This is a genomic window from Johannesbaptistia floridana, from assembly GCF_057440575.1.
Window position 1 is genome coordinate 1 of sequence record NZ_JALKVM010000004.1, and the last position, 26,878, is coordinate 26,878.

The window sequence follows — 26,878 nt, forward strand, 5'->3', positions numbered from 1 at the left end:
CCTTCTTACTCATTACTTATTACTTCAAAACTCATTACTCATGTTTGGTGCGTTACGCGCAGAGCGCGTAACGCACCAAACACCTACTAGTCATTAAGTTATCATATTCGTAGGGGGGAGTTCGCCCTTCTCTCCCTATCTCCATCTGGGCTATCCTTGATAAGCAACTCACCAAACCCTTGTATAGCAGGGAGCAGGGAGAGGGGTTTTAAGTAAAATTACTTAAGTTGTGGATAAAATGTATATTACTATACATTAATTTCTTAAACAAAATCTGAAAAAGCACTTACGCACAAGTTGGTGTTTTTGTCAAGTTTTATGTTAAGAAAGATGTTTATAAAGGATAGCCATCTGGGAGAGGGAGATAGGGGAAGGAGTGTTTAAATTACAAAGCCTGAATCCACTCTTTAAGTTGGTATTCTGTCCAAATACCGTTTTGCCAGTAGGGATCATTTTCCACTAGTTGACGAACCTGTGATTCATTATCAGCATCATAGATGGCAAAAACCTTAGTATTATCTTTAGTTGGGCCAATTGTAATTAATACGCCCTGTTCTTTTTGAGAAGCTAAGCCATCTAAATGGGCTTGACGGTAGGGGGTTCGTTTGGTCAGGGCATCTTCACAGTAACTTCCCCATAAGATGTATTTAGGCATGGATTAAAATTTAACTCCGAAGTGAGACTTGAAAATTATCAATTAAAGCTGAACGAATCTTTTCCTGTAAAGGTTCTATGTCAGATTCAGTTAAAGTGCGATCGCCTGCACGATAGACTAAACTAAAAGCTAAACTTCTTTGACCTGTGGGCACATTTTCCCCTTGATACTGGTCAAATAATTCTATTTTATCTAACAGAGTACCTCCAGCTTTGGCCATGGTTTTAGTTAATTGGGCCACGGAAATCTCTTCGGCAGCAAAAAATGCTAAATCTCTAGCTACACCTGGATAAGTAGAATAAACTTTAAACTTAGACTTTGTTTGTTCTTGGGTATTCAAACTTTCCCATAGAACGCTAAATTTCAACTCAAACACGTATACAGCTTCTGGTAAATCTTTAGCGCTGGCTAGTTGGGGATGAAGTTGACCAAATAAGCCTAGATATTGATTATCAAGCCATAAACTAGCTGTACGTCCAGGATGTAGTCTAGAATCTTCTGATTCAGCTTTGTATTCTACTGTTTGCTTAATAGCATCAAAGAAGCTATTTAAAACCCCTTTAGCTTCATACCAATCCATATAGATAGTTTTGCCGCCTTTTACCCAGCGCCCTTCTCGGTAGGTTTCTCCTCCCAAGATTCCGGCTATTATTTCTTCTTCAGTAATTTCTTTCTCTCCTGGAGTAAAAATTCGGCCTATTTCAAAACCATTGAGTACACCATTACCTTGAGAGAAATTATAGGCACAAGCATCTATTAAACCATCTAGGAGATTATTTCGTAAAGCGGAATACTCTTTTAACAGAGGATTATTAATTACGGCTTCTTTTCCTGTATTACTTACCAAAGAATAATGTATTAATTCTGTTAATCCTAGAGAACGTAGAGTAGTTCTTAACTTACGTTTAACCTGTTCTAGTTTTGGTAAATAGCCTGGTTGAGTATTTTCTGGCAACTGGTCGCAGAACCTATCATAACCATAAAGGCGTGCGACTTCTTCAATTAAATCTATTTCTCTTTCTAAATCCCGTTGACGATAGGGGGGTACAATTACGCTCCAAACTCCGTTACTGGTTGTACTGACTTGACAACCCAAAGCTACTAAGATTTTTTCCACTTCTGATGGGGGAATTTCTCCCTCATTAACAGGTCCTAAAATAGCTTGTAAACGAGAGTATCGTAATTCTATAGAACGTTTGTCTAAGTTGATTTCTCCCCCTTGAACTTGACTTAGTACTTGACCTCCCGCCAATTCCGTAATTAGGGCGATCGCCCTATTTTTTGCTAAATTAAATTCTGCTTTATTTATGCCTCGTTCGTAGCGTGAAGATGCTTCTGTCCGCAAACTTTGGCTACGGGAAGAACGGCGCACTACCACCGAGTCAAAAATTGCTGCTTCTAGAACTAAATTTGTGGTTTCATCATTAACTTCGGTAGCTTCTCCTCCCATCACGCCTGCTAAAGCCACTGGTATATCATTAGCAGTTATTAGTAGATTTTCTGGTTTTAAGTTACGTTTTTGAGCATCAAGAGTTACTAAGGATTCTTCCCCTTGGGCAAAACGTACTCCCATTACTAACTCTTCAGACTGAGTCAACTGTTGTAACCGTTTTTGATCAAAAGCGTGAAGGGGTTGTCCCCACTCTAACAGTATATAATTAGTTACATCTACTACATTGTTAATAGCTCTTACCCCGGCAGCTTGTAGCCTCAATTGTAACCATTGAGGAGAGGGACCAATTTTTACCCCTGAGATAACAGTTCCTACATAAACAGGACAAGCTTCTTCATCCCTAATTTCAATTTTTAAAGCATCATCTTGAGCTGATGCTGGTATTTCTGGGGCTACCACAGGTTTAAACTCAGACCCGGTCAAGGCTGCTACTTCCCTAGCAACTCCCACCATACTCAAAGCATCAGCACGATTCGCTGTAGTAGTCAAATCTAAGACGATATCATCTAAACCTAGGAGAGGGCATACATCACTTCCTAGAGGTAAGTTATCATCTGTGAATATATGAATTCCTTCAGATTCTTTAGTTAAACCCAACTCTGCGAGAGAGCAAATCATTCCCTTGGATGCTATTCCTCGTAGCTTAACTGGTTTAATTTTTAAATCTATTGCCGGGAGGTAACTTCCCAAAGTAGCTACAGGCACTAAAACATCCTTTCTCACATTGGGGGCACCACAGACAATGTTAGTAGTCTCTTCTTGTCCTAGAGAAACTTGACATACCCGGAGTTTATCAGCATTGGGATGAGGTTGACAATCAGTAACTCTTCCTACTACTACGCCTTGAGCTAGTTGAGTTAAATCCTCAATAGCTTCTACTTCAAATCCGGCCATGGTCAAAACTTCAGCTAATTCTGAAGCTGACAGCTCAAGATTTACTAATTCTTGTAACCATTTGAGTGAGATTTTCATTAATCTTTGTTATAAACTAAACAACCAATGTATACTAGTTATTATGTGAAGTCTCACTTTTCACTTTCCCAATTTTAATTATTCTACGAGGATAAGTGCAAATTTTCAAATAACAGCTAATGTTTCATGATAGAGTTATTTTACTCTAATCTTTTAAAAAAATCTGTGTTCAAAAAGTAAAGTAAAAATTTACTAAGAATCCTTGCCTTAGACAATTATGTATTTTACACTATCTAATACGCTGTTTAAGAATAGCAAGTGAAAAGTAGACATACAAGAATAAAAAATAACAAATGTAACTGGTAATTTAGTAATGGGCTACTGTTTAAATCCTAATTGTACTAAGCCTCAGAACCCTCCCAATGTAAAAGAATGCCAAACTTGCGGTACTAGCTTATTATTAGTTGATCGCTATCTAATTATCAAGAAGTTAGGTAAAGGTGGGTTTGGTGCCACTTTTTTAGCTATTGATCGTTCATTACCAGGTAATCCTTGTTGTGTAGTCAAGCAATTACGGCCTTCTAATAGCGATCCAGGATTATTAAAAATGGCAAGAGAGTTATTTGAAAGAGAAGCAGGAACTCTCGGGAGAATCGGAAATCATCCTCAAGTACCAAGACTGTTAGACTATTTCGAGTCAAACCAGGAGTTTTATCTAATTCAAGAATTTGTCCAAGGTTTAAATTTACAACAAGAAGTCAAACAAAAAGGGACTTTTGACGAGGCGAAAGTCAAATACTTTTTAGAAGAGACACTCCCTATATTAGACTACATACATCAAAATCGTGTTATTCACAGAGATATAAAACCAGCTAATATCATTCGCCGTGAAATAGATAACAAATTAGTTTTAATTGATTTTGGGGCTGTAAAAAACGAAATTAACACGGTCGCGGCAGCCAATACCTCTAGTCAAACAGCCTTAACAGCCTTTGCTATAGGTACTCTAGGTTTTGCTCCTCCAGAACAATTGTCAATGCGTCCAGTTTATGCCAGTGACATTTATGCTTTAGGAGTGACAGCTATTTATTTACTAACAGGAAAATCTCCTAAGAATCTGGGGATTAATCCTGAGACAGGAGAGTTAAACTGGCAAGAATCGGTAAATATCAGCGATTCCCTCACAGAAATTCTGGAAAAAATGCTGGAATTATCAGTAAAAAATAGATATAAATCTGGGGAAGAAATTCTGGCCCAACTTAACTATATAGAGGAATCAGCAGATTTATCTACAAATCTAATAGGTCAATCTCCACCACCTTTAAGAAATTCTTGGGAAGAGGGGATGATAGACACTGGGTTATTAAATGTAGATAGAACCAGTTTTGATAGAACCAGTTTTGATAGAACTAATGTATCTAAGCAAAAACCCCCTAGTAGTCGTCGTGTGTCAAAACAAGCTGCGGCCATCAGAAATTTAAATAGTCGCCGTCAAAGACCCTATGATACAGACCCTATGAAGATAGAAGAATACACAGAAGTAACGGCGTCGTTAGCAGAAAATGATAGAGATTATCCAGGGAGCAAAAAACCAAGAAAACAAGATATAGATAACTCTGCCTCGCCAACTCAAAAAATTACTAAATTACCAGATGAATTAACTCGGGAAGTGATAGCTAAGGCACATCAACAAGGATGGCTGGATTTCTGTCAACGTTCTCTGAAAGGGTTAAATTTAAGAAAGTTAAATTTATCTTACTCCAAATTCCATGAATCTAAATTGACCAAAGTAAATTTTCAAGAAGCGACTCTAATTAGAGCTGATTTTGGGCATAGTGACTTGTCTGGGGCTAATCTCAAAAATGCAAAAATTAATAGTGGTTATTTTGCCTATGCGAATTTAGAGAATGCGGATTTAAGAGGGGCAGACCTGAGTGACTCTAATTTAAAATTTGCCAATCTAAAAGGAGCAAATTTATGTGGAGCAAATTTGACTAATGTGAGAGTAGAGGATAACCAGTTAGCTTTGGCTAAAACTAATTGGAGAACTATCTTTCCTCGCCATAGTCGTAGAAACATGAGTTAAAAAAGCTTTGATGCTCCCAACTTAAAAATGTCCCGTCAATAAGGTTAAACTAAGTGCAATCCAATACATAACAGTAAATTGTTGGGTTTCGTTCCTTCAAACCAACCTACAAGAATATGTTGTAACTAATTAAACAATTTACTTTGTGTACGAGATAATTAATGGTGCGTTACACTTCGTACTTCGCACCCTACAGATTTATAGAAGATTAGGGAATTCTGGCGACATTCGTTAAAATAAGCAGTAGGACTATTTATTTTTACTGAATTTATGTCTAATAGTAAACTGCTTTCAAGCAACGAACTGGCTAAATCCGTTGAGAATTTACCGGGTTGGAGTTTAAAAGACTCTAAATTACATGGTGAGTTTAAATTTCCCTCATTTATCGAAGCCTTCGGCTTTATGAGTAGCTTAGCAATAGTAGCTGAATCAATGGGACATCATCCCGAATGGTTTAATGTTTACAATAAGGTTATCATTGATTTGACAACTCATGATGCGGGGGGGATTACCAACTTAGATATTGATTTTGCCACTAAAGCTAATCAACTAGCGGCAAAATCTGAGTAAGTAATCTATATTTTACAGATTGCCTACATAAGGCTTGCTGAATAAATCTAAAACTCTGATTTGGTATAGATTTAAGCTGGTTTTCTTTTGAAAAAAGTGCAAAGTAGGGGCGCTCATACTTGCGCCCCCATTTATTACGTAAGTATAGCAGTCGCCATGACGGTTAGGACACTTTTGGTGAGGGGGTGTTGGAGGGAGGTTTCCTCCAAAGCTTTTTTGCCCTGTTATGTTCCCTGTTCGTGAGTTCCCTAAAAACAATAACTTATATGTCCTAATAGACAAAGTCTGTGGCTATATCATAAAATGTTTGTTGCATGAGTGCCTCAAAGCCTACCTCCTCCTCAAAAACTTACTTTTTCACCCGTCCCCTACATAGTTTTCACATATAGTTAAGTGTAGGAAATTACTGTAAATTAAGCTGATGTTCTAAAATATTCTGCTTAGACTCAAGATGTTCGTAGAGGTGAGTAGATTGAGTAGATGGTAAAGGCGAAGAAAATGGCTGATGTAAAGCAATCAATTGAGCTAAGGTATTCTTAAGTTGAGTACGAGGAACTATCAAATCAATGAATCCATGTTCCAGGAGATATTCAGAAGTTTGAAAGCCTTCAGGGAGTTTCTCTCTTAAGGTTTGTTCAATTACTCTTTTACCAGCAAAGCCGATAGTAGCTTTAGGTTCAGCTATAATTAAATCGCCCAACATGGCAAAACTAGCAGTAACACCACCTGTAGTAGGATGAGTGAGAACAGGAATATAGAGTAAGCCTGCTTGTTGATGGCGAGAAAGAGCCCCAGAAATTTTAGCCATTTGCATTAAACTGAGCATACCTTCTTGCATACGAGCGCCTCCTGAGGCACAAATAATAATCACAGGCAAATTATTAGCGGTGGCGTATTCAATCAAAATACAGAGTTTTTCGCCAACAACTGAGCCCATACTGCCACCCATAAAGCGAAAATCCATTACTCCCAAAGCCACAGGTAATCCAGCTAATAAACCGATACCCGTTTGGACGGCATCAATAAGACCTGTTTTTTCTTGAGTTTCCTTGATCCTTTCACTGTAGAGTTTGCGATCGCGAAAACCCAGAGGGTCTGTTGCACATAAATTTGCGCCTATTGATTGCCAAGATTGAGAGTCAATTAGTTGTCGAATGCGCTGATTGCTATCAACCATCAAGTGATGGTCACATTCTAAACAAACCAATTGATTAGCTTCTAAGTCTTTAGTATAAGTTAAAACTCCACAAGCCGGACATTTACTCCATAACCCTTCTGCGATTTCTCTTTCTTGAGGTTTTTCCACTGTGGTTTCAGATTTTCGTAAGTTAGCAAACCAATCAAATAACGACATTTTTAAAAATTCTAATTATCTTCTACAGGACTGAGCAATAATAAAGCTATCCACTGATCTTTACTAAGAACTTGTAAAGCAGCTTGACTACCTTGTCCACAATAAACACCCAGCCCAATATCAATTACTCGGCTAGGAAGATTGTGAGCTTCGAGGATCTGCTGCATTAATTCAGCTTCCCAACGAGCGGTAGTAGTTCTTATGGTAATCCAAAACACCTTACTTATTGTACCAATCAAATTTATCTTACCATTTTATCAATATGGAGCTTTAAGGGAAAAAAAGCTCCATATAGAGAGAAATCAATTGTGAACCAAAAAATAGACTGCATATAGCTCCTAAAACTAAAAAAGGACCAAAAGGCATCGCTTGACGACGAGAAAGAAAACCCATACTGATTCCTACCCCGCCAATTATCGCTCCCAAGCCACAAGCTATAAAGCCTGTTAATAATAGGTTTTGCCATCCTAACCAAGCCCCAATCATTGAGGCTAGTTTTGGATCTCCTCCACCCATAGCCACTTGTCCCAAAGCGATGGTGCCTACAATTACAATAACATCAAATAACCAAATTCCCAAAACAGCAGCCCCAACTCCTCCCATAAATTGAGTTATAGCACCAGGAATTAAATCCTGCTGCCATCCTAAAAAGATGCGGAAAATTAAACCTACAACTAACCCTGATTTTGTCAACACACCAGGTAGAGTCATTGTATCAAAATCTATCAAAGCCAAAGCTAGTAACCAGCTTAATAAGATCCAGTAACCTATTGTTAAATAACTAAAGTCAAATTTCCAAAAAACTAAACTAAATAAAATAGCGCAGACAGTTTCTATTAGGGGATAGCGCCAGGAGATTGGGGTTTTACACCAACGGCAACGGCCTTTTAAACAAAGCCAACCGAAGATAGGAACATTTTCCGTTTTACCTAAGGGATGTAAACATTTAGGGCAGCGCGAAGGTGGATGTATTAGAGAAATTTTTGCTGGTAAACGATAGATAACTACGTTAAGAAAACTTCCAATTGCTGATCCCAATATAAATACAAATAGATAAACGATAAAATAAAATAACGGCACTAATACTCAGCCTCACTCTCAATTATATCTAGAGGAATAAAGTGTTCCCTCGGTAGTAATATGGGTATCCTCGTAAAGAGTACCTGACCTCTATGAGTCTTGGGATCTATAGCTACGCCAATAGGAGATTTATCATTTTCACCATGAAGCTGATAGTAAGTATAGTAAATTTTTTGCGCAGCTTGGATTAATTCAACGTTCCAAAGGTGAGAAAATTCTGATACTTCAGCTTCTGATTTTGTTGACTCTGGAGGATATAACACGTTTTTAACCCTTCTTTTAACTTGAAAATTTAACTCATTTAAGTTAGAGTTTAGCATTCCTAGTGGTCGTTATTTATTTTATATGTTATATTTATTCTAGTGTAAAAAATACCATACAGGGAACAAAGGAGGTGATGCCCATGAACGATAGTAGTAAAATCATGGGTCTCCTAGTTGAAGTTAGCCGGCTGTGCGCCGGGGCTGTTCTCTAGCAGTCAATGAAAATAATGAAAATTGACACCGCTTGGGTTCCACCCGGCAGTCAGGTTTCAACTAGTAGACCCCAAAACAAAATGAAAACCTTCGTTGGCTTAACAACGAAGGTTTTTTTATGATTAAGTTAAAATAGTAAAAAATTTAAAATAACACTAGTATACTAACCTACAGGAAAATTGAAAAATTATTACAGTAACCAAGACTGGGGAATAAAAAGATGAAAATAGCAGAAAATATTACTGAACTAGTCGGTCGTACTCCCTTAGTCAAACTAAATAGAATTCCTTCTCAAGAGGGTTGTTTAGCTATGATAGTTGTTAAACTCGAAGGCATGAATCCCTCGGCTTCAGTGAAAGACCGAATCGGGATCAATATGATCAACGAAGCAGAAAAACAAGGTCTGATTAGTCCAGAAAAAACGATCTTGGTAGAACCAACGTCTGGTAATACAGGGATAGCTTTAGCAATGGCGGCAGCAGCTAAAGGCTATAAAATTATACTAACTATGCCAGAAACGATGAGCAAAGAAAGAAGAGCGATGTTGAAGGCTTTCGGAGCACAACTAGAACTAACCCCAGGTAACCAAGGCATGAGTGGCTGTATTAGACGCTCTCAAGAAATTGTAGAATCTTTACCAAATGCTTATATGCTGCAACAATTTCGCAACCCAGCAAATCCAAAAATCCACGAAATTACTACAGCAGAAGAAATTTGGGAAGATACAGAGGGGAAAATAGATTTTTTAGTGGCAGGAGTAGGCACAGGAGGAACAATTACCGGAGTATCGTCAACAATAAAAAAGTATAAACCATCTTTTAAGGCGATCGCCGTTGAACCATATAATAGTTCTGTATTGTCGGGAGGTAATCCCGGACCTCATAAAATCCAAGGAATCGGCGCCGGATTTATTCCCGAAGTTTTGAAACAAGAACTAATTGATGAAGTAATAGGGGTGACAGATGAAGAGGCGATGACCTACGGTAGACGCCTAGCTAAAGAAGAAGGGATACTATCAGGGATTTCTACAGGTGCGGCCCTCTGTGCGGCTATAAAAATTGGCAGACGTCAAGAAAATGAAGGTAAAATGATAGTGATGATTCAACCTAGTTTTGGTGAGCGCTATTTAAGTACCCCCCTATTTCAAGATCTAATCCCGGATACATCAATTCCCGTAGCTGTTGAGCACAAAGCATAGTCATTATTTTCAGGTTATGTTATGTCTAAAGACAATCACTATAAAATTCTCGGAATTAACCCTAAAGCTTCTCAAACAGAAGTAAAATCAGCTTATCGTAATTTAGTTAAGCAGTTTCATCCTGATACTCAAACCTCTGATGCTAACCATGAAACGATTATTTCTATTAATGCAGCTTACGAAGTTTTAGGAGACCCTCAAAAAAGACAGAAATATGATCGCCAACTTCAACAGAGCGATCGCCGCGATGTTTACACCAGTAGAGTTCATAGAGAACAAAAAAATACCAGAGTTCAAAAAGACTACGAACGCCAACGGGCTAACGAAAAACAAGCAGATTTACAGTTGAGCCGTTGGATACAACAGGTTTATCTCCCGGTAAATGATTGGCTATCTCTCATTTTAGACCCTCTAGAAAAGCAAATAGACCATTTAGCAGCAGATCCTTTTGATGATGACTTGATGTCAGATTTTCAAGCATATATATCTCAATCTCGTCATTATTTAGTTAAAGCTAGATTATGCTTACATCATCAACCTAATCCCCCTAAATTAGCTAAAATAGCTGCTAATTTATACTATTGTCTCAATCAAATTACTGACGGAATTGATGAATTAGATTTATTTACTCAAAATTATTGCGAAAGTTATTTACATACAGGTAAAGAACTATTCCGTATAGCTCGCAACTTACAAGAAGAAGCTAATTGTGCTGCTCAAAACTTAATTTAGTTGGTGCATAGTGTAATCTTTATTTATTACAAATTTCTGAAAATAAGCGCGATCGCTAATTTTCTAGTTTTTAAGTATAAATACTTAATATTTTGATAATCTGGTGCGAAGTGCGCGAAGCGCGGTTCACACCTACTGGACTTGAAAGTCATTTAAAAAAACCTGACACCTGAAACTCAGATCTTGTACCTTTGCCAAAAGTTGCTGGTGATGGATAAATAATGAGTTTTGAAGTAATGAGTTTTGAAGTAATGAGTTAAAGAATTGATCCTAACCCCTTAAACTCAGATCTTGCATCTTTACCCAAAGTTACTTGTGGTGGATGAATCTTGAAGTAATGAGTTTTGAAGTAATGAGTAACGAGTAAGAAGTCTTGACTTCACTTCAACTTAATTGCACCATAGTAAAATTATTATCTTATCCAAAAAGTGTCAACTGCTGGACATTTTGCTGTTTAAGTAATTTATTACCTGTACTGATTAATTTTTTAATTGTAGTTGGTTTTAGGGCTTTTTCTGACTTATTTTTATGAGCAATTAGAGGATTTTTAGCTTCTATTTCATCTAAATTAACTTTCAGCTTTTGCCAAATTTTCCAAGGTATAACTACTCCAGATTTCCCTGGCAAACTAATAATTAAATCTTGACCCTGTTTAATTAAATCATTTCTTAATAACTTACTGATTTCTTGAGGATTCAAACCAATACTTTGTAAAAACAAAACTAAGCGTAAACGGACATCTGCAAGAGTAAATATATCTTGATTAATTGTAGAAAAAGATAAATGTTTTTGAGAACTTATGCTAACAGTTTCTTGAGAGATATTATATAAAGCTTTAAATATATCTTGATATGTATCTTTACTAATACCATAGATTTTAGCTAAATTTCTAAATCTTGGTAATGGTAAAGCCTGGGTAATTTTTTCCTGTTGATAACTAGTTAAATTTAACTTCTTTTGTAAAATATCTGGTTGACTTAGTAAGTCAAGCATTTGTTTTTCAATCCCTTGGGCTTGAGTTTCATTATCAAGACAAATATAAACTTCTAAATCATCTGGGGAAGTTAAATATTTTTCCATTAAAACATTAACTTGAGACCATTGTAAACCACCGCGATCGCATCCCAACTTAGGAAAAGCAATAGAAGTTATGCCCCACTGTTTATATTTATCAATAAAGTCACGTAGACCTGATTCTATCCAAGCCAAATTAGAAGAATATTTCCAATTATCTTTAGTAGGAAAATTAATAATATTGGGTATATTTTCCTCTTGATATAAACTAACTTTGCCCACAGTAATTTCTCCACTGCGGCAGCGTTTAACGTAATCAGCATACATTTGAGGAAAACGTAATTTAAACTCTAAAGCTAAACCTGCACCCATTACTCCCATACAATTTACTGTATTAACAATTGTTTGAGTATTAACATTAAAAACAGTTGTTTGACTATATTTGAGCATAAATTTAAAAATAAAGATGTCTATTTACTTCTATTGGTATAGATGAATTTGGCAGAATTGTTTGTTTAAGATATTCTACAGTCATTTTTGAATAACAAAATATTTTCAAAATACGAGTTACTGGAATTTGATTATATACTAACACTTCAGCACATTTAATTCTTTTTCCATTGGGTTCATCATGCCAAGTCTGTTTGCGAATTATTTTCCAGTTCAACTTAGTTATATTAGGGAAATCCCAATAAAAGTTAGTTTCAGCGCAAGCAGCATTACCATCACTAAAAGCTGTATGGGGTAAGATTAGTACCAAAGGGTCAATAGCTAAAATAGCTAATTGACTTTGTTGATTTTTTCTAACAAAGAGCATGGGATTTTTAGGATTAAAATAAAGGGGGACATATTCTTGTAAAGGTAAGCCCCGAAGTTTTTTTTGATATCTAAGTAGCTGTACATTTGGGTCAGAAATATCTGTACGAATAAGCTGTTGGAAATGAGCTTGATAATGAGAAACCAGTCCTTTGTCTAAAATTGAACTAAGATTATCTATGGCAGTAATATGGTATAGATATTGAATACCATATTGAGAAAGCATTTTTTTTACTTTAGTTTTTCTCAAATTGAGACTGTAACCAACGGTATTAGGTATCTTGCTTATGTAGATAATTTGATCATATCATTTTAGCTAATAGTTCTAATATTAATAGCTGGTCATGTTTAGAGAAGATAAAAAATACACATTTTATACTTTAGATGTCTTTACTGAGGAAATTTTTGGGGGAAATCCCCTAGGGGTTTTTCCCGAAGCAGAAGGCTTACAGGAGGAACAAATGCAAAAAATCGCCAAAGAATTTAATCTTTCTGAGACAGTATTTATTTTACCTCCAGAAAACCCTCAAAATACTCGGCGTTTACGGATATTTACACCGACCACAGAATTAGCATTTGCTGGACATCCTACCGTGGGTGCCGCTTATTTACTGGCGGCGATTGGTTCATATCCCTTAGTAGATTCTACAACTACAATTTTCTTTGAAGAAAAAGTAGGAAGAGTGCCGGTGCAAATTGTCAGTGAAAATAACCAACCAATTTATACAGCCTTAGCAGTTTCACAAAAGCCTGAATATGGTCCTTCGGTGCCCTACCTAGATAAATTGGCAGAAATTATTGGTTTAAAAACTACGGATATCCGTATAGATGATTTATATTATCCCGAGTCCGTATCCTGTGGCTTGCCTTTTTTATTTATTCCTTTGTCTAGTTTAGAAGCAATCCAAAAAGTCCAGCTTAATTTCCAACTTTGGCAGGAATACTTAGAAAATTATTGGGCACCCCATCTATATATGTTTACGGATACTACTGTAAATCCCACTTCAGACATTCACGCTCGTATGTTCGCTCCTGCCTTAGGAATAAAAGAAGACCCAGCTACAGGGTCAGCGGCAGCAGCTTTAGCTGGTTATTTAGTGAAGCGACGGGGGGAAAATGATGAGATTTTACAATGGCAAATTGAACAAGGTATAGAGATGGGACGTCCGAGTTTTTTGAAAATTAAAGCAGAATTAAACTATGATGATGATAATAGAGAAATAAAAGTAATTTACGTAGGAGGAAAGTCAAGAATAGTAAGTAAAGGCGAATTTTATTTAGATTTATGCTAATTTTGCTCATTTTCTCTCTAATCACCAAAAAACTTATTTAAATTTATGAGGGAATACTTGCCAATTTTGTGAAAAAGTGTAAACTTATATTAAGAAGAGATAAAAAAAGTAAATGGAATTAGATCAAATAAAAGTTTATTTAGATAGTCCTGATAGTCAGGAAAGGATGAAGGCGATTGTAGAGTTAAGAAACTACAGCCCCTCTGTAGTTGTACCATTACTTAAACAAAGAATGTATGACAAAGAATTTGTCATTCGCTCCTTTGTAGCTATAGGACTAGGAAAAAAGCAAACAGAAGAAGCTTTCAATGCCTTGGTAGATATCATAAAGTACGAAAAAGATTATAATGTAGTTGCTGAGGCGGCTAATTCTTTAGCTAAATATGGTGAAAAATCTTTAGATTATCTGTTAAGATTGTTTCAGCAAAATAATAATTGGCTTATTAGACAAAGTATTTTCGCAGCGATGGAAGATATAGATGTTCCTGAAGCTAGATTGCAGATGTGTATTTGGGGATTAGAAGGAAATGACTTAGTAGTTAAATTAGCAGCAATAGAAAATTTAGGAAAATTAGCCAAAACTGCCCAAAAAGCTCAAGCTTTAGAAATATTACTCCGTTTATCTACAAATGAATCCGTGCAAATTCGAGCTCAAGTAGCTAAAGTAATAAGAGAGTTCGGATCTATTCAAGGAGAAAATCAAGCAGAAAATATTGTAGAGAAAACCTTAGAGAAATTGAGGCAGGATGAAGATTACCGTGTAGTTGCTGCCACATTAGAAAACTTGTTGTGATTTAAGCAATCATTAATTTATAAAAAGACCTTAAGGGCAAAAATAAAAATCATTTAGTAAAAACAAATAAACTATAGATTTACAAAATACCTAATTTCCTTAATAATTTTTTAAGAATAGAGATTTAAACTCTCTAACAACCAAACTAAGTAAGGAACGTAAAAAATATGGTTTCAACTCCAACACCCAAAACAAACCTAAACCGGAATGAGGAAACAGTAATCTGGAGACCACATGATCAAAAATATCAAACCTCAGAATGGTACACAGGCAATGGGGAAATAACCGCAGAAACAGGCTGCAAATCATTTGAAGTAACAGCTACATACACACTGAAAGCCAAAGTAGAAGTAGTAGAGGGGATATTAGAATTAGACAACTACACCCTAGCAAACATCTACAACAGTCGTGGACGCTGTGTATGTGTAATTGACCAGACTGTCAATGAGTTATACGGAGAAAAAGTCAGAAAATACTTTGAATATCATGAAATACCTTTAGAAATAGAGGTTTTTCGGGCCTGGGAATCAGACAAGAAACCAGAAACAGTACATAAAATACTGGCTTTTCTAGGGAAAGACGGTTGTGATGTATCGCGTAACGAACCAGTCCTAGTAATTGGTGGCGGTGTATTAAGTGACGTAGCCGGATTAGCCTGCGCCTTACAACACAGACGCACTCCCTACATCATGATTGGCACAACTATAGTAGCAGCAATTGATGCAGGACCATCTCCTCGTACCTGTGTAAATGGGGAACAGTTTAAAAACAGCATTGGAGTATATCATCCCCCTGTTCTCACTCTAGTAGATCGCAGTTTTTTCAAAACATTAGCAACAGGCCACATCCGTAATGGCATCGCTGAAATCATTAAAATGGCGGTGACAGATGACGAAGTACTGTTTGAAATGTTAGAAAAATACGGGGCAAGATTAATAGAAACTCACTTTGCTACTCTAGAAGATGACCAAGAATTAGCAGAGATTGCCGATGAGGTGATCTATCGTGCCTTATACGCTTATATGAAGCACGAAGGAACAAATATGTTTGAGACATATCAAGATCGCCCCCACGCCTATGGACATACTTGGAGTCCCCGTTACGAACCCGCAGCTAAACTAATGCACGGACATGCAGTAACAATCGGCATGGCTTTTGGGGCAACCTTAGCTAAAGAATTAGGCTGGCTAGAAACAGAAGAACAAGAACGAATTGTTGATTTATGTAACGAGTTAGGCTTGTCAACTTACCATCCCATTCTTGAAGATACACAAATCATGCTTCAAGGACAAAGAAATATGCGTCGCAAACGTGGAGATGGAGGTTTGTGGGCACCATTACCTAAAGGAAAAATAGGAAATTGTGACTACGCAGAAGATGTCTCCCCTGAACTACTAAAAAAAGCAGTAAAAGCACACAAAGAGCTTTGCGCTAAATATCCTGGGGAAGGTGCAGGCCAACAAATGTACTTAGCAGATTTAGGTTTGCAGTAACTAGAAAAATAACTAGGAAAGAAAAATGACACCACTACTAATTTCAGGGAAAGCCGCCAAGTCGGTAAATCTCTTAAGGGTTGTCGTTTACAAACAAAGGGATACTACCAAACAAGCAGAAATAGCTAAAGTTCCCCAAGTAGTAAAAGTTTCCCTGCAAAAAATACACCAACTGGCAGCTCTAATAGATCCATATTTGAGTCAGTATAGCACACTGAACTTAGTAGAAAACAAAGTCAAATTCACAAAAATTATTCCTTTGTTTAACACCCTAGGAGCAAAAGATGGCCTCACTAAACAGGTAACCCTGTAGACAGATAAATAGATGTTGAGTAATGATCAAATCTGGATTATATCTACCTTTGTAGTTTTCCTATTACTATTTATAGTAGTAGGGGCATATTCAAGTAGAGAAAAACAAGCCAGTGTAACTGATTATTTACTCGCATCTCGTCAAGTAAATCCTTGGTTTACCGCTTTATCGGCAATGGCAACCGGACAAAGCGGTTTACTTTTTATTGGACAAGTGGGATTTGTCTATACATCAGGATTGTCAACAATATGGCTAACTATAGGTTGGGCGATTGGTGATTATTTAGCCTGGTGGTTTGTGTTCAAACCTTTGCGCACAGTTTCTGAAGCTCAATCTATCGACACTGTCCGTAATCTGAAAACAGCCTGTGGTTTATTTACGTCTTTCAATGCTATTGGTATCGGCTTAACAGCCCGTTTACTCTTACCAGAATTAATGACCAAGGGAGATCCCGAGTTAGCATTACCATATTTATCTATAGAATTATTACCGCAGTTTTTGTCGGTTTGATGTTAGCATGCTTATTCTCAGCAACTATCTCCACCGCTGATTCTCAAATTCTCTCCTGTTCAGCCTCTTTGACTCAAGATATTTTGCCAAAAAGCTCCAATTCCTATCGGTTGGCTAAAATGGGAACCTTAGTAGTTACTGCTATTACTCTAGTTATTGCCTTAGGGGGAGAAGACAGTGTCTTTGCTTTAATTACTTTTTCCTGGTCAGCCTTAGCCTCGGGTTTAGGTCCTTTGTTAGTTTTGAGAGTCTGGGGAAAAACTCTTAACACAGTAACATCTATGTTGATGATGTTAACAGGTATCGCCACCGCCTTAGTTTGGAACTATTTGGGATTATCAACAATTATTTATGAGGTTTTACCGGGTATGGCAGCAGGAATAGCGGTGTACTGGTTGAGTCAATTATTTATTAAACAAGATTTAAATGCCTGATCAGATTTATTCAATACTACATATTGGCCCCCAATTAGACTATCTCTTGATTGTACTTGCAAGAGAAAATCAAGGGTGTTTATTCCGTCTTGTCAATAGTCAAGGTGAAATACTCACAGAACAAGTGGGCTTTGATAGCCCCCTTGCGGCAGAAAAAGCTGGAAAAGAATGGCTTATTTCTCTTTTAGATACTTGATAATATCTAAGAGAGCTTCATATTTAGGGGCTTCACTGATGAGCTGATCTTGAGTTTCTAATGCACCCCAACTACCACCTCTTCCTGGTTCTCTAACGTAGGAATAATGAGCAAATAGCCCCCCTTTTACCTCGTCAAACCAGTATTTATAGTACTTACGATAGAGATCGCCCATGCGGGGACTTCTATTAGCCGCAATCATTTTTTCTACCAAAGCTTTATTTTGGCGATAGCGCATAGGAAGTGAGAGGTGTTGACCACCTTCGTACGCGATTAAAGGTATATTATACTCATCGGCTATTTCTTTGTGCTCGCGCATTTTGGCAAAAGTCCCTTTTACCATGTGTTCTTCTACTCTATCTAGTAGTTCCTCCACTGTTATTTTTTCTAAAACTTCCTTTGTTTCTGACTTTCTAGCAAAATAACCAAAATAAGGAGCGATCGCTAAAGCATCGGGCTGATAACCTTTAGGATTCAAATTAGGATCACTAAAACGCTGTAACAGTTGTTTTGCCTTCCAGGGAACTGCCGATTGGCTTGCTACAATAGTAACTATGCGTTCATCAAACTTCTCTTTAAATACGTCAGCAAAAATATCAGCAATCTCAGCAATTCTCTTAACATGAAAATTAAATGAAGCTAATTGCTGGTTACATTTTTCCTTCTCTCCTTCAGATGTTCCCGCTACAAAAGTTTCTGGATTCTCACAACTTACACGGTACAACCACTGAGTTTGAGGAAAACGACGATTCCATAATTCGTTAGAATATTCTACATAAATTTTTTTCTGGGAATCTAATCGATAATATAGTAATTCCGCAAGCATTTTGACATAATTGTCATCTGCCTGATGAGGTATATTAATCCAAATATCTGCCTCAGTTCGATTAATCAATTCTGCCATCAACTCAGGCGCCATGCCAAAGCTGTTTTTCGCCTGTGTATAATCATTAGGTTTGGTTCTATCTTCCCATTTAACTATTTGGTTACCATTTCCTCTCATAAAATTAAGCATTCTGATTACTTTAAATCCTTGTAGACGTTCTAAAAACAAAGGATGAAATACTTGTTCCTCATAGTTATCATGAAAACCTGGCATGATGACTCTGAGGTTGCGAATGTGATTACCTGGTTTTGATTTATTAATATCTATATTTATACGTTCATGTTTTCCTCCCAAGGTAACAATATATCTACCAGGAGATTCTTGACGATAAGTTAAATCTCTTCCCCACATTTTTATCTCTCCCTCACCATCGAACAAAACTAGATAATCTCCTGATGGATAACTGGAATCGCAGGTAATCATTCTCACTGTTTGGGATGTTCCATCTGGTGAGACAAAAGGGACTTCTAGAGGGTAGCCACTTTCGTCAAAAGGAATATATTTTCTATCTTTAGCAGCAACACCTACCCGATTTCCCTTAGCATCTAAAATAATCCATTCTGAGCCTTGTTTAGCAACATCGACAAAAACCCATTGGGTAGAATAATAATTCAAAGGACTAGGGTTGATTCCTAATTCTTGCTCTGCTGGTGCGTATGTATTTTGCTCTATTTGCTGAGTTAATCCTTGTGTTTCTGTGGTTTTTAAGCCATTATGTGCCATAATCGCTATTACTAATGTTATTAAAAATAATCCTGCTATAGATAAAAGTTTATTTGGTTTTCTAATCATTGTTTAAATATTTATATACTAACTAACTTATTTAGACTAACATATTGACTTTTTGATGGGGCTGAAGTAAGAAAAAACAAGAGCGATCGCCCTGACTAACAAACAACTATGCTAGGATATTGTTTGCTTTGATTCAATGTAAAAGAAAAATATGCCTACTTTGGGAGTCAATATTGACCATATAGCAACTATTCGTCAAGCGAGACGTACAGTAGAACCAGATCCTGTCGCGGCGGCTGTGTTAGCAGAATTAGGGGGAGCTGATGGTATTACCGTGCATTTAAGAGAAGATCGCCGCCATATTCAAGAAAGAGATGTGCTCATACTCAGACAAACCGTGCGCACTCATTTAAATTTAGAAATGGCTCCTACGGAAGAAATGGTCAAAATAGCCTTAGAAATTAAGCCAGACTATATAACCTTGGTGCCGGAAAAGAGAGAAGAAATCACCACAGAGGGGGGAATAGATATACTCAGTAACTTGGAGAGATTTAGCCAAGTAGTTGAAAAATTACAAAGAGCCAATATTCCTGTAAGTTGGTTTATCGATGCTGAAGACAGTCAAATTGAAGCGGCAGCTAAAACCCAAGCAAAATTCATTGAATTACATACAGGGAAATATGCCGAAGCCAAAGATGAAGGCAGCCAACAGGAGGAATTAAGCAATTTACAACAGGGTTGTCAAAAAGCGATATCCCTAGGTTTAAGAATTAACGTAGGGCATGGTTTAACCTATAATAATGTTTACCCAGTTGCTGCTTTACAAGGCGTTGAAGAACTCAACATTGGGCATACAATAGTAAGTCGTGCAGCCCTTGTGGGTATGGAGCGAGCTGTACGAGAAATGAAACTAGCAATAAAAGGACAACTATAACCAACCATGACTACATACTATTACGTTTTAGCCAGCCAAAAATTTTTAACAGAAGAAGAGCCCCTAGAAGAAGTTTTGCAGGAGCGTATCCGCAACTATCAAGCTAAAAATAAAGAAAAAGATTTTTGGTTAGTTAAACAACCTGCTTTCTTAGCAGCACCGGAATTAGGGGACATTCGAGCCAAATGTCCTGATCCTGCGGCGGCAATTATTTCTACGGATAAACAGTTTATCACCTGGTTAAAATTGCGTCTAGAATATGTTATTACTGGTGAATTTACTGCTCCTTGCGAGACAATACCAGACCCTTTAGCATCTAATCAGGCTTAAAATCTAGATAAAGTAACCAGAGAAATAGTAACACCAAGGGCTAAACCCACGAAAACTTGAAAAGGGGTATGTCCGAGAAGTTCGATTAATTTTTCTTCGTCAAATCTTTTACCTTCTTTGACTAAATCGTCAATCATCTGGTTAAGAATGCGGGCTTGTTTGCCCGCAGCTTGACGAATTCCCGCGGCATCGTACATCACAATCACCGCAAATAAAGTGGCGATCGCAAACTCTATTGATTCCCATCCTTTTATTTGTCCTACAGCAGTTGCCATAGCACCTACAGAGGCAGAATGAGCACTAGGCATGCCTCCGGTTGCCACCAAATGACGTAAATCAAGTTTTCTTTGTGTAACCAACTCAATAATCACTTTTAAGCCTTGGGCTGATAAACAAGCCAGCAAAGAAACTAACAATACCCGATTAGATAAAATTGTCTGAAATTCACCCATTGTCATAATTTTGGATAAGATTAGTGTTTGCGGGTAACAATATAATTAGCGATTTCCCGTAAAACAATAGCAGATTCTCCATAAACTGATAATTGTTCAATAGCCTCATCAACTAATTCTTGTGCTTGTTTTTGAGAAGTTTCCAAACCCCAGATACTGGGATAAGTTGCTTTTTGTGCTTGCAAATCTTTCCCTGCTGTTTTCCCTAATTCTTCTCCTGTTGAAGTTATATCTAGAATATCATCAACAATTTGAAAAGCCAGGCCGATATTTTCAGCGTATTTAGACAAACGGTTTAAATCTTCAATTTTTGCCCCTGCTAAAGTTGCACCAGAGAGGATGCAAGCCTTTAATAGAGCCCCAGTTTTATGGGTATGAATAAAAGTTAAAGTTTCTGCGGATATATCTGTTTTCCCTTCTGATTCTAGATCTAAAACTTGACCTCCCACTAATCCGTCAGCACCTACAGCTTGACTGAGATAAACAATTACTTCAAGTAATCTTGCTGGTGGTATATCTTTAGTGTGAGTTGCCACGTATTCAAAAGCATAAGCTAATAAACCATCACCTGCGAGAATAGCAATATCATCACCGTATACTTTGTGATTAGTCAATTTACCACGACGGTAGTCATCATTATCCATTGCTGGTAAATCGTCATGTATCAAAGACATGGTATGAATCATTTCTAAGGAGCAGGCGGTGGGCAAAGCCATCGCTGTGGTACCTCCCATCAGCTCACAGGTTGCCAAGCACAGAATTGGGCGCAGACGCTTTCCTCCTGCTAGGAGAGAATAGCGCATCGCCTCATATATTTTTTCTGGCTTACCGATAGATAGTGATCGGTCTAAAGCTTCTTCTACGAGTTTTTTCTGAGTTTCTAAGTAAGTTTTTAAATCAAAATTGCTATTAGCTAAGATTTCGTTTGCTTTGACCATATTTGAGTGCCTGTAACCAACCGAATATCGTTTTTTATTGTACAGGTATTAGGTAATTTTCGTCACACTTAAGCTATTAAGCGATGGTAGTTAATCCTTGGAGATAATTCTGAAGTTGACGATCGTGATCATGGCTGAGATTTCCCAAGGGAATAGTTTCCCGGCTAAAAATTTTTACTTCGGTAATTTCGGCGGTATCTTGGATGTTAAATTTTCCTTGAACGTCAGCTTCAACTAAAATAGATATTGAGTGCATGCGGGGATCCCGCTCTAAACTCGAATAAACTCCTACCAATCGCTTAATGGTGACTAAATCTAAGCCTGTTTCTTCTTTTAGTTCTCTAGTAGCCGTAGTAGCTAAATCTTCCCCCCAATCTACTAACCCTCCTGGTAAACTCCATTTGTTTGTATCTCGACGACGCACTAAAACTATCGTATTATCTGGTAGTAGAGGCACTATTGTGATCCCCGTCAGAGGATGACGGAGGATAATACCTAATACTGTTTTAGCAAAGCGCAGCATAATTATTTAATTCCTTGTTGATCATAGTGAAACATATTAGAGTTTCCTAGAAAGTGAGGTACGCTTTTACTCAGACCAAAGCATCTTTACCTAATGTTACTGGTGGTGGTTGAGTAATGAGTAATCAGTTAAAGAATTGATCCTAACCTATTAAACATTGATTCTCGCCTGTTGGCAAATTTCAGTACTTTTGCACTTGTGTGCTTTGGTCTAAGTTTTATACTCTATGGATTAATTTGTGTACCTCATCAGACTCAAAAACTGCATAAGAGTAATTTTTAAGATACCTCCCCCTGTTGCTCAAAAACTTTAGCTTTTGCTAAGCTTAGATTTTCTCGCACTTGTGCAAAACCTGTACCTCCATAACTATTGCGGGCTGCTACTACTTGTTTAGGGGATATAGCCTCATAAATATCCTCCCTAAAAGCTGGATGTAAAGCCTGCCATTCTTCTATTGTCAAATCTTTAAGTAGTTTTCCGTTAGCGAGGCTAGTTTTTACTACTTTCCCCACTATGTTATATGCTTCTCTAAAGGGAACTCCGCGGGCTGCCAAGTAATCTGCTACATCTGTAGCGTTAGAGAAATCTTCGGTGACTGTTTGAGCTAGACGGTTTTCATTAAAAGTTATGCCTTCTGCTAAAAGAATAGTCATAGCTTGTAAACAGGCTTTTACTGTTTTGACGCTATCAAAAATTGCTTCTTTATCTTCTTGAAGGTCTTTATTATAGGCTAATGGTAGTCCTTTCATAAGTACTAACATAGCTTGCAGATGACCGAATACTCTCCCAGATTTCCCGCGGACTAATTCTGGCACATCGGGATTTTTCTTTTGGGGCATAATACTTGAGCCTGTGGCACAACTATCTTTTAGCTGAATAAAACCAAATTCTTGGGAAGCCCAAAGTATCATTTCTTCGCTCAAACGACTGAGATGTACCATAATTAAACTTGCCGCGCAGAGAAATTCTATGGCGAAATCGCGATCGCTTACGGCATCGAGACTGTTATTATAAACCCGTTCAAAGTTTAATATAGAGGCGCTTTGGTGGCGATTTATGGGAAAAGTTGTTCCCGCTAAAGCCCCTGCCCCTAGAGGGGAAGTATTTGTTCTCACTCGTATTTCCCCTAGTCTTTCCCAATCTCTTTGAGCCATTTGAAAATAAGCCAACATATGATGAGCTAAACTTACTGGTTGTGCTCTTTGCAGGTGAGTATAACCTGGTATGATTGTTTCTACGTGGTTTTCTGCATGATTTACTAGTTCCCGTTGGAATTCTCGTAACCGACTCCGAATTTGGTCTATTTCTTCTCGTAGGTAGAGACGAATATCTGTTCCTACTTGGTCATTCCGTGAGCGGGCTGTATGTAGTTTTTTCCCCACATCCCCTTTTATTGCCGTTAAACGGCGTTCTACGGCAAAATGAACATCTTCTGCCTCTATTCCTGGGTTAAATTCCCCATTCCGGTATTCTTGACGAATTTGTTCTAAACCTGCTTCAATTTCTGAAGCTTCCTCTTCTGTGATTATTTTATTTTGAGCTAACATTTTGGCGTGGGCGATAGAGCCTGTTAGGTCGTATTCTATTAATTCGATGTCGAAGTTTATACTGGCGTTAAATTCAACTATAATTGGGTGCAACGCTGTTTCAAAGCGATCGCTCCAGGTTTTTTGATTAGTCACGGTTATTATTTTTTCTAGTTCAGTAATAATTAGAAAGAAGTAAAGGAACGAAATAGGTAGCCTAAAACTATACCAACCACTAAGGCCCAAACCTGACCTGATTGAATAAAGTAGTTAAAATTAGTTTGGATTTGTTCTAGTATTTCAGGGTCTTCAACTGCTTGGGCGATCAAATTGGTTAAATTAAACAAGTGGAACATTTTTTATATCCTCTCTTATCAAAATCTATTTAATTAATTTTACTCGCATAATGACTAAAGTCATATCATCTACTATTTTATTTTCGGCGCCGATAAAATCATTTACTTTTTTCAATATATAGTCCAAAATTTCTTCTGGGTCTAACAAATGTTTACAAGCCCATTCAAAGGCTCGTACGAGGTTATCTTCGTCAAATCTTTCTCCATAGGCATTGATTGCATCTGTCAGGCCATCTGTATAGTACATGATTGTATCTTCTGGCCCTAATTGAGTTTGTCGATATTCATATTCTGAATCTGGCATCAAGCCGATTAACATTCCTTTGGTATCAAGGGTGGTAATTGTATTTGTGGCTGCTTGCCATAACAGTGGTGGTTGATGAGCTGCATTAGTATAGGAAATAATTTGAGTTTGGGGATCGTATTCTGAGTAAAATAGAGTCACGAAACGACGTGAATTTTCTAAATCTGCATACATAACTCTATTCAGGTGCTCCATAATTTTAGCAGGAGAATGTCTATTTAGCACTTCCGCTCGCAGCATACCCCTAGTCATGGTCATAATTAGACCTGCGGGAACTCCTTTGCCCATAACATCGCCGATTACTATACTCCACGCTTCTGTAGCCTGTTCATTATCTGTCAGTTGATCATAATTAACTGGGATAAAATCATAATAATCTCCTCCGACTCTGCTGGCGGTTTTACACCGGGCCGCAATTTGAGTTCCTTTGATTTTCGGGCATTTTCTTGGTAAAAGTCGCAGTTGAATTTCTGAGGCTATTTCTAGTTCTCGGTCTTGTCTTTCTTTTGTCCGCAGTTCTACTTTTAGTTCATGATTGGCGATCGCCACTGCTGTTTGATCTGCCACTAACTGTAGTAATTTCCTTCTAGTTGGATTCCAATTATATGCTGCATTACTCGTAAATACATATAATCTTCCTTTTTCCGCATTTTTTACGAGTATTGGTGTTCCCCAAATTTGTATTTCTGTTCCTAATGCTTGTTTTATGTGTTCGTCTACTGCCGCAGCACAGGGCAAGATTGTTTTTGTTTCTTGATTTAAATTAGGAACTAGACTCAGTGTCCGAGTTATCTTTTCGAGTTTTTGAGTTATTTGTTCTCCTTTTTGACTATTTTGACAGTGTAATTGTTCTAAACTTACTTGACCTTTTGAATTAAATAGAATTAGTGCTCCTCCTTCTGCATCAGTTACTCTTGCTGCCATTAGAGGGGTTAATTCCAAAAATTGATTGAGATTATTAAAACTACGCAGGGCAAAACCCAGAGAACTCAATAAATTCTGAATTTTGTTTTGTTCCCTGTATAATCTTCCCACTAGTTCTTTTAGGGCTATCACTGGTGTTGAATCAGTGGCAGCACTAAGGTTATCGGTTTGATTAGTTTCAGGCTGGCTAGGAAGAGGCGCCGCAGTCATGAGATTTAGTATTGGTTGCATCTACGAGCTATTAACTAGACAACTAAATCATTTCAATTTAGTTAAGGTTAATAGTTTAATCGATTTTGTCATCAATTAATATTAAATTTTTGTTAATTTTTTTTGCTTATTCACCTAATAGGGCTTCTACAAATTCGTAGCTAGAAAAAGGACGTAAATCATTAACTCCTTCTCCTACACCTATAAAACGAATTGGTAAATTTAGTTGTTGAGCGATCGCTATGGCTATTCCTCCTTTGGCTGTGCCATCTAATTTTGTTAAAATCACTCCTGTTAATTGAGCTGATTTAGCAAACACTTCTGCTTGACCTAGGCTATTTTGTCCCAGACTGGAATCTAATACTAATAGAGATTCTACTTGAGCATCTGGTGCTTTTTTATCAACTATGCTCCTTATTTTAGCTAGTTCTGCCATAAGATTTTGTTTATTTTGTAAGCGTCCTGCTGTATCTACTAAGAGTAGTTCTGTGTTTCGTGCTTGAGCAGCTTTTATAGCATCAAATACTACCGCCGCCGGGTCTGTATTTTTCCCTGGGTTAGAAATCACTGGTGTAGAACTTCGTTCTCCCCAAATTTTCACTTGTTCTACAGCCGCAGCGCGAAAAGTATCAGCGGCGGCAATCATACAGGAATATTCTGATTTTTTAGCTAGGTGAGCTAATTTCCCTATTGTCGTGGTTTTGCCTGCGCCATTTACTCCTGTTAGTAACCATATATTTAGTTTTTCTTTTTGAGGTGTTAATATTTCTTGGGGGTTATCTTTTAATGGCTTGTCTAAAATTTCCTTTATAATACTCTTAAGATAAGAAATCGCCTCTTGTGATGCTATAGATTCCTGTTTGATTTTTTCTTGCAGTTTTTCTATTACATAGTCTGTTGCCTCTAACCCGACATCTGCCTGTAGTAGCAAATCTTCTATTTCTATTACTGCTTTTTGATTAAGTGGTCCTTGACCTGCGATTGCTTTTATTTGGTTAACTAAACCCCGGCGTGTTTTTCCCAATCCTTGATTTAAGCGTTTTAACCAATTTATTTCTTCTCTATCTACTTCTTCTGGTTTGCGGCCCTGTTTAGCTAATATTTGGGCTGACCAGAGAAACTCTGAGTCAAATTCAATATCTTCATTTTCTTCAGCATTTTGGTTTTCAGTTTCTGGGGTTGCTGGTTGAGCATCTTCTTGAATATTTTGATAGGCTTTTTCTGCCCATTCTTGATATTCTTCAGCTTTCACTGATTCTGGCTTCACTGATTCTGGGCTTTCTGGTTGTGAAGTTTTTTCTGTATCCTTATTAGATTTGCGGCGGAACCAATTAAACATAATTTTGTAACAATACTTAGTTTTTAGTAATTACCAGTTTAACTAGG

The 26,878-nt window shown here is 37.4% G+C and carries 29 protein-coding genes; 13 read left to right on the plus strand and 16 right to left on the minus strand.

Annotated elements, in window-relative coordinates:
- Window positions 1-385: 385 nt before the first annotated feature.
- Both MW688_RS00205 and pheT read right to left on the minus strand, forming a co-directional pair.
- The gene (locus MW688_RS00205) at window positions 386-655 is read right to left on the minus strand and encodes a YciI family protein (protein ID WP_486733886.1); all 270 of its coding nucleotides are present in this window, start codon (window positions 653-655) and stop codon (window positions 386-388) included.
- Window positions 656-665: 10 nt separating this feature from the next.
- A complete protein-coding gene (gene pheT, locus MW688_RS00210) occupies window positions 666-3,080 on the minus strand; it encodes a phenylalanine--tRNA ligase subunit beta (protein ID WP_486733887.1) in 2,415 nt (804 codons plus the stop codon).
- Window positions 3,081-3,393: 313 nt separating this feature from the next.
- Between pheT and MW688_RS00215 the strand changes: the two genes are divergently transcribed.
- Both MW688_RS00215 and MW688_RS00220 read left to right on the plus strand, forming a co-directional pair.
- The gene (locus MW688_RS00215; protein WP_486733888.1) at window positions 3,394-5,106 is read left to right on the plus strand and encodes a protein kinase domain-containing protein; all 1,713 of its coding nucleotides are present in this window, start codon (window positions 3,394-3,396) and stop codon (window positions 5,104-5,106) included.
- A 270-nt stretch (window positions 5,107-5,376) separates the two neighbouring features.
- On the plus strand, window positions 5,377-5,676 hold the full coding sequence (locus tag MW688_RS00220; protein WP_486733889.1) for a 4a-hydroxytetrahydrobiopterin dehydratase: 300 nt from the start codon (window positions 5,377-5,379) through the stop codon (window positions 5,674-5,676).
- 403 nt (window positions 5,677-6,079) lie between these two features.
- Here the strand turns inward: MW688_RS00220 and accD are convergent, their stop codons facing one another.
- From accD to MW688_RS00240, 4 genes are read right to left on the minus strand one after another with little or no spacing between them, the layout of a single operon-like run.
- On the minus strand, window positions 6,080-7,030 hold the full coding sequence (gene accD, locus MW688_RS00225) for an acetyl-CoA carboxylase, carboxyltransferase subunit beta (protein ID WP_486733890.1): 951 nt from the start codon (window positions 7,028-7,030) through the stop codon (window positions 6,080-6,082).
- An 11-nt stretch (window positions 7,031-7,041) separates the two neighbouring features.
- On the minus strand, window positions 7,042-7,248 hold the full coding sequence (locus tag MW688_RS00230; RefSeq protein WP_486733923.1) for a hypothetical protein: 207 nt from the start codon (window positions 7,246-7,248) through the stop codon (window positions 7,042-7,044).
- A gap of 52 nt (window positions 7,249-7,300) precedes the next feature.
- Entirely contained in the window at window positions 7,301-8,110 is an 810-nt protein-coding gene (locus MW688_RS00235; protein WP_486733891.1) for a prepilin peptidase, read from the minus strand.
- Window positions 8,110-8,430 (minus strand): hypothetical protein, encoded by a 321-nt coding sequence (locus MW688_RS00240; RefSeq protein WP_486733892.1) that lies wholly within the window; start codon window positions 8,428-8,430, stop codon window positions 8,110-8,112. The genes MW688_RS00235 and MW688_RS00240 overlap by 1 nt, the downstream gene beginning before the upstream one ends.
- 376 nt (window positions 8,431-8,806) lie before the next feature.
- On the opposite strand from MW688_RS00240, the gene cysK reads away from it, so the two are divergent.
- Both cysK and MW688_RS00250 read left to right on the plus strand, forming a co-directional pair.
- Window positions 8,807-9,784 (plus strand): cysteine synthase A, encoded by a 978-nt coding sequence (gene cysK, locus MW688_RS00245; RefSeq protein ID WP_486733893.1) that lies wholly within the window; start codon window positions 8,807-8,809, stop codon window positions 9,782-9,784.
- Between the two features lie 21 nt (window positions 9,785-9,805).
- Window positions 9,806-10,516: a J domain-containing protein gene (locus MW688_RS00250; RefSeq protein ID WP_486733894.1), complete on the plus strand. Its 711-nt coding sequence runs from the start codon at window positions 9,806-9,808 to the stop codon at window positions 10,514-10,516.
- A 417-nt stretch (window positions 10,517-10,933) separates the two neighbouring features.
- On the opposite strand, the gene MW688_RS00255 is transcribed toward MW688_RS00250, so the two are convergent.
- Together MW688_RS00255 and MW688_RS00260 are read right to left on the minus strand one after the other, a co-directional pair.
- A complete protein-coding gene (locus MW688_RS00255; RefSeq protein WP_486733895.1) occupies window positions 10,934-11,980 on the minus strand; it encodes a macro domain-containing protein in 1,047 nt (348 codons plus the stop codon).
- Window positions 11,981-11,984: 4 nt separating this feature from the next.
- On the minus strand, window positions 11,985-12,572 hold the full coding sequence (locus MW688_RS00260; protein WP_486733896.1) for a DUF4433 domain-containing protein: 588 nt from the start codon (window positions 12,570-12,572) through the stop codon (window positions 11,985-11,987).
- 118 nt (window positions 12,573-12,690) lie between these two features.
- On the opposite strand from MW688_RS00260, the gene MW688_RS00265 reads away from it, so the two are divergent.
- From MW688_RS00265 to MW688_RS00295, 7 genes are all read left to right on the plus strand, one after another.
- Window positions 12,691-13,638: a PhzF family phenazine biosynthesis protein gene (locus tag MW688_RS00265; protein WP_486733897.1), complete on the plus strand. Its 948-nt coding sequence runs from the start codon at window positions 12,691-12,693 to the stop codon at window positions 13,636-13,638.
- A gap of 112 nt (window positions 13,639-13,750) precedes the next feature.
- Window positions 13,751-14,431 (plus strand): HEAT repeat domain-containing protein, encoded by a 681-nt coding sequence (locus MW688_RS00270; RefSeq protein WP_486733898.1) that lies wholly within the window; start codon window positions 13,751-13,753, stop codon window positions 14,429-14,431.
- Window positions 14,432-14,598: 167 nt separating this feature from the next.
- Window positions 14,599-15,924 carry a sedoheptulose 7-phosphate cyclase gene (locus MW688_RS00275; RefSeq protein ID WP_486733899.1) on the plus strand — a complete coding sequence of 442 codons (1,326 nt, stop codon included), beginning with the start codon at window positions 14,599-14,601 and terminating at the stop codon, window positions 15,922-15,924.
- A gap of 25 nt (window positions 15,925-15,949) precedes the next feature.
- Window positions 15,950-16,237: a hypothetical protein gene (locus tag MW688_RS00280; protein WP_486733900.1), complete on the plus strand. Its 288-nt coding sequence runs from the start codon at window positions 15,950-15,952 to the stop codon at window positions 16,235-16,237.
- Between the two features lie 12 nt (window positions 16,238-16,249).
- Window positions 16,250-16,747, plus strand: a complete 498-nt coding sequence (locus MW688_RS00285; protein ID WP_486733901.1) for a sodium:solute symporter family transporter — start codon at window positions 16,250-16,252, stop codon at window positions 16,745-16,747.
- On the plus strand, window positions 16,744-17,181 hold the full coding sequence (locus MW688_RS00290) for a sodium:solute symporter family transporter (protein WP_486733902.1): 438 nt from the start codon (window positions 16,744-16,746) through the stop codon (window positions 17,179-17,181). The genes MW688_RS00285 and MW688_RS00290 overlap by 4 nt, the downstream gene beginning before the upstream one ends.
- A complete protein-coding gene (locus MW688_RS00295; RefSeq protein ID WP_486733903.1) occupies window positions 17,174-17,377 on the plus strand; it encodes a hypothetical protein in 204 nt (67 codons plus the stop codon). The genes MW688_RS00290 and MW688_RS00295 overlap by 8 nt, the downstream gene beginning before the upstream one ends.
- On the opposite strand, the gene MW688_RS00300 is transcribed toward MW688_RS00295, so the two are convergent.
- The gene (locus tag MW688_RS00300) at window positions 17,355-19,055 is read right to left on the minus strand and encodes a hypothetical protein (protein ID WP_486733904.1); all 1,701 of its coding nucleotides are present in this window, start codon (window positions 19,053-19,055) and stop codon (window positions 17,355-17,357) included. The genes MW688_RS00295 and MW688_RS00300 overlap by 23 nt on opposite strands.
- Window positions 19,056-19,206: 151 nt before the next feature.
- Here MW688_RS00300 and MW688_RS00305 point away from each other — a divergent pair, with 151 nt between their 5' ends.
- Both MW688_RS00305 and MW688_RS00310 read left to right on the plus strand, forming a co-directional pair.
- Complete coding sequence (locus tag MW688_RS00305; protein ID WP_486733905.1) at window positions 19,207-19,929, plus strand: pyridoxine 5'-phosphate synthase; 723 nt, start codon at window positions 19,207-19,209, stop codon at window positions 19,927-19,929.
- A gap of 6 nt (window positions 19,930-19,935) precedes the next feature.
- Entirely contained in the window at window positions 19,936-20,259 is a 324-nt protein-coding gene (locus tag MW688_RS00310; RefSeq protein ID WP_486733906.1) for an MgPME-cyclase complex family protein, read from the plus strand.
- Here MW688_RS00310 and MW688_RS00315 read toward each other — a convergent pair.
- From MW688_RS00315 to ftsY, 7 genes are all read right to left on the minus strand, one after another.
- Window positions 20,256-20,711 carry a divergent PAP2 family protein gene (locus tag MW688_RS00315; protein WP_486733907.1) on the minus strand — a complete coding sequence of 152 codons (456 nt, stop codon included), beginning with the start codon at window positions 20,709-20,711 and terminating at the stop codon, window positions 20,256-20,258. The genes MW688_RS00310 and MW688_RS00315 overlap by 4 nt on opposite strands.
- Window positions 20,712-20,731: 20 nt before the next feature.
- The gene (gene crtE, locus MW688_RS00320; protein ID WP_486733908.1) at window positions 20,732-21,649 is read right to left on the minus strand and encodes a geranylgeranyl diphosphate synthase CrtE; all 918 of its coding nucleotides are present in this window, start codon (window positions 21,647-21,649) and stop codon (window positions 20,732-20,734) included.
- A gap of 76 nt (window positions 21,650-21,725) precedes the next feature.
- The gene (locus tag MW688_RS00325) at window positions 21,726-22,172 is read right to left on the minus strand and encodes an NUDIX hydrolase (RefSeq protein ID WP_486733909.1); all 447 of its coding nucleotides are present in this window, start codon (window positions 22,170-22,172) and stop codon (window positions 21,726-21,728) included.
- A gap of 278 nt (window positions 22,173-22,450) precedes the next feature.
- Window positions 22,451-23,854, minus strand: coding sequence for an argininosuccinate lyase (argH, locus tag MW688_RS00330; protein ID WP_486733910.1), 1,404 nt, complete (start codon window positions 23,852-23,854; stop codon window positions 22,451-22,453).
- Window positions 23,855-23,883: 29 nt separating this feature from the next.
- The gene (locus MW688_RS00335; protein ID WP_486733912.1) at window positions 23,884-24,054 is read right to left on the minus strand and encodes a hypothetical protein; all 171 of its coding nucleotides are present in this window, start codon (window positions 24,052-24,054) and stop codon (window positions 23,884-23,886) included.
- Between the two features lie 25 nt (window positions 24,055-24,079).
- Entirely contained in the window at window positions 24,080-25,492 is a 1,413-nt protein-coding gene (locus tag MW688_RS00340; protein WP_486733924.1) for a GAF domain-containing SpoIIE family protein phosphatase, read from the minus strand.
- Between the two features lie 127 nt (window positions 25,493-25,619).
- Complete coding sequence (gene ftsY / locus MW688_RS00345) at window positions 25,620-26,831, minus strand: signal recognition particle-docking protein FtsY (RefSeq protein ID WP_486733913.1); 1,212 nt, start codon at window positions 26,829-26,831, stop codon at window positions 25,620-25,622.
- Between the last annotated feature and the right edge of the window lie 47 nt (window positions 26,832-26,878).

Bases quoted from the DNA above. Each gene is read 5' to 3' on its own strand.
- MW688_RS00340 (WP_486733924.1), bottom strand. From the start codon at position 25,492: ATGACTGCGGCGCCTCTTCCTAGCCAGCCTGAAACTAATCAAACCGAT.
- MW688_RS00295 (WP_486733903.1), top strand. From the start codon at position 17,174: ATGCCTGATCAGATTTATTCAATACTACATATTGGCCCCCAATTAGAC.
- MW688_RS00325 (WP_486733909.1), bottom strand. From the start codon at position 22,172: ATGCTGCGCTTTGCTAAAACAGTATTAGGTATTATCCTCCGTCATCCT.
- MW688_RS00270 (WP_486733898.1), top strand. From the start codon at position 13,751: ATGGAATTAGATCAAATAAAAGTTTATTTAGATAGTCCTGATAGTCAG.
- MW688_RS00285 (WP_486733901.1), top strand. From the start codon at position 16,250: ATGTTGAGTAATGATCAAATCTGGATTATATCTACCTTTGTAGTTTTC.
- MW688_RS00300 (WP_486733904.1), bottom strand. From the start codon at position 19,055: ATGATTAGAAAACCAAATAAACTTTTATCTATAGCAGGATTATTTTTA.
- ftsY (WP_486733913.1), bottom strand. From the start codon at position 26,831: ATGTTTAATTGGTTCCGCCGCAAATCTAATAAGGATACAGAAAAAACT.
- MW688_RS00250 (WP_486733894.1), top strand. From the start codon at position 9,806: ATGTCTAAAGACAATCACTATAAAATTCTCGGAATTAACCCTAAAGCT.
- MW688_RS00265 (WP_486733897.1), top strand. From the start codon at position 12,691: ATGTTTAGAGAAGATAAAAAATACACATTTTATACTTTAGATGTCTTT.
- MW688_RS00215 (WP_486733888.1), top strand. From the start codon at position 3,394: ATGGGCTACTGTTTAAATCCTAATTGTACTAAGCCTCAGAACCCTCCC.
- accD (WP_486733890.1), bottom strand. From the start codon at position 7,030: ATGTCGTTATTTGATTGGTTTGCTAACTTACGAAAATCTGAAACCACA.
- MW688_RS00255 (WP_486733895.1), bottom strand. From the start codon at position 11,980: ATGCTCAAATATAGTCAAACAACTGTTTTTAATGTTAATACTCAAACA.
- cysK (WP_486733893.1), top strand. From the start codon at position 8,807: ATGAAAATAGCAGAAAATATTACTGAACTAGTCGGTCGTACTCCCTTA.
- MW688_RS00335 (WP_486733912.1), bottom strand. From the start codon at position 24,054: ATGTTCCACTTGTTTAATTTAACCAATTTGATCGCCCAAGCAGTTGAA.
- MW688_RS00240 (WP_486733892.1), bottom strand. From the start codon at position 8,430: ATGCTAAACTCTAACTTAAATGAGTTAAATTTTCAAGTTAAAAGAAGG.
- MW688_RS00260 (WP_486733896.1), bottom strand. From the start codon at position 12,572: ATGCTTTCTCAATATGGTATTCAATATCTATACCATATTACTGCCATA.
- crtE (WP_486733908.1), bottom strand. From the start codon at position 21,649: ATGGTCAAAGCAAACGAAATCTTAGCTAATAGCAATTTTGATTTAAAA.
- MW688_RS00220 (WP_486733889.1), top strand. From the start codon at position 5,377: ATGTCTAATAGTAAACTGCTTTCAAGCAACGAACTGGCTAAATCCGTT.
- MW688_RS00275 (WP_486733899.1), top strand. From the start codon at position 14,599: ATGGTTTCAACTCCAACACCCAAAACAAACCTAAACCGGAATGAGGAA.
- pheT (WP_486733887.1), bottom strand. From the start codon at position 3,080: ATGAAAATCTCACTCAAATGGTTACAAGAATTAGTAAATCTTGAGCTG.
- MW688_RS00315 (WP_486733907.1), bottom strand. From the start codon at position 20,711: ATGGGTGAATTTCAGACAATTTTATCTAATCGGGTATTGTTAGTTTCT.
- MW688_RS00205 (WP_486733886.1), bottom strand. From the start codon at position 655: ATGCCTAAATACATCTTATGGGGAAGTTACTGTGAAGATGCCCTGACC.
- MW688_RS00310 (WP_486733906.1), top strand. From the start codon at position 19,936: ATGACTACATACTATTACGTTTTAGCCAGCCAAAAATTTTTAACAGAA.
- MW688_RS00305 (WP_486733905.1), top strand. From the start codon at position 19,207: ATGCCTACTTTGGGAGTCAATATTGACCATATAGCAACTATTCGTCAA.
- MW688_RS00280 (WP_486733900.1), top strand. From the start codon at position 15,950: ATGACACCACTACTAATTTCAGGGAAAGCCGCCAAGTCGGTAAATCTC.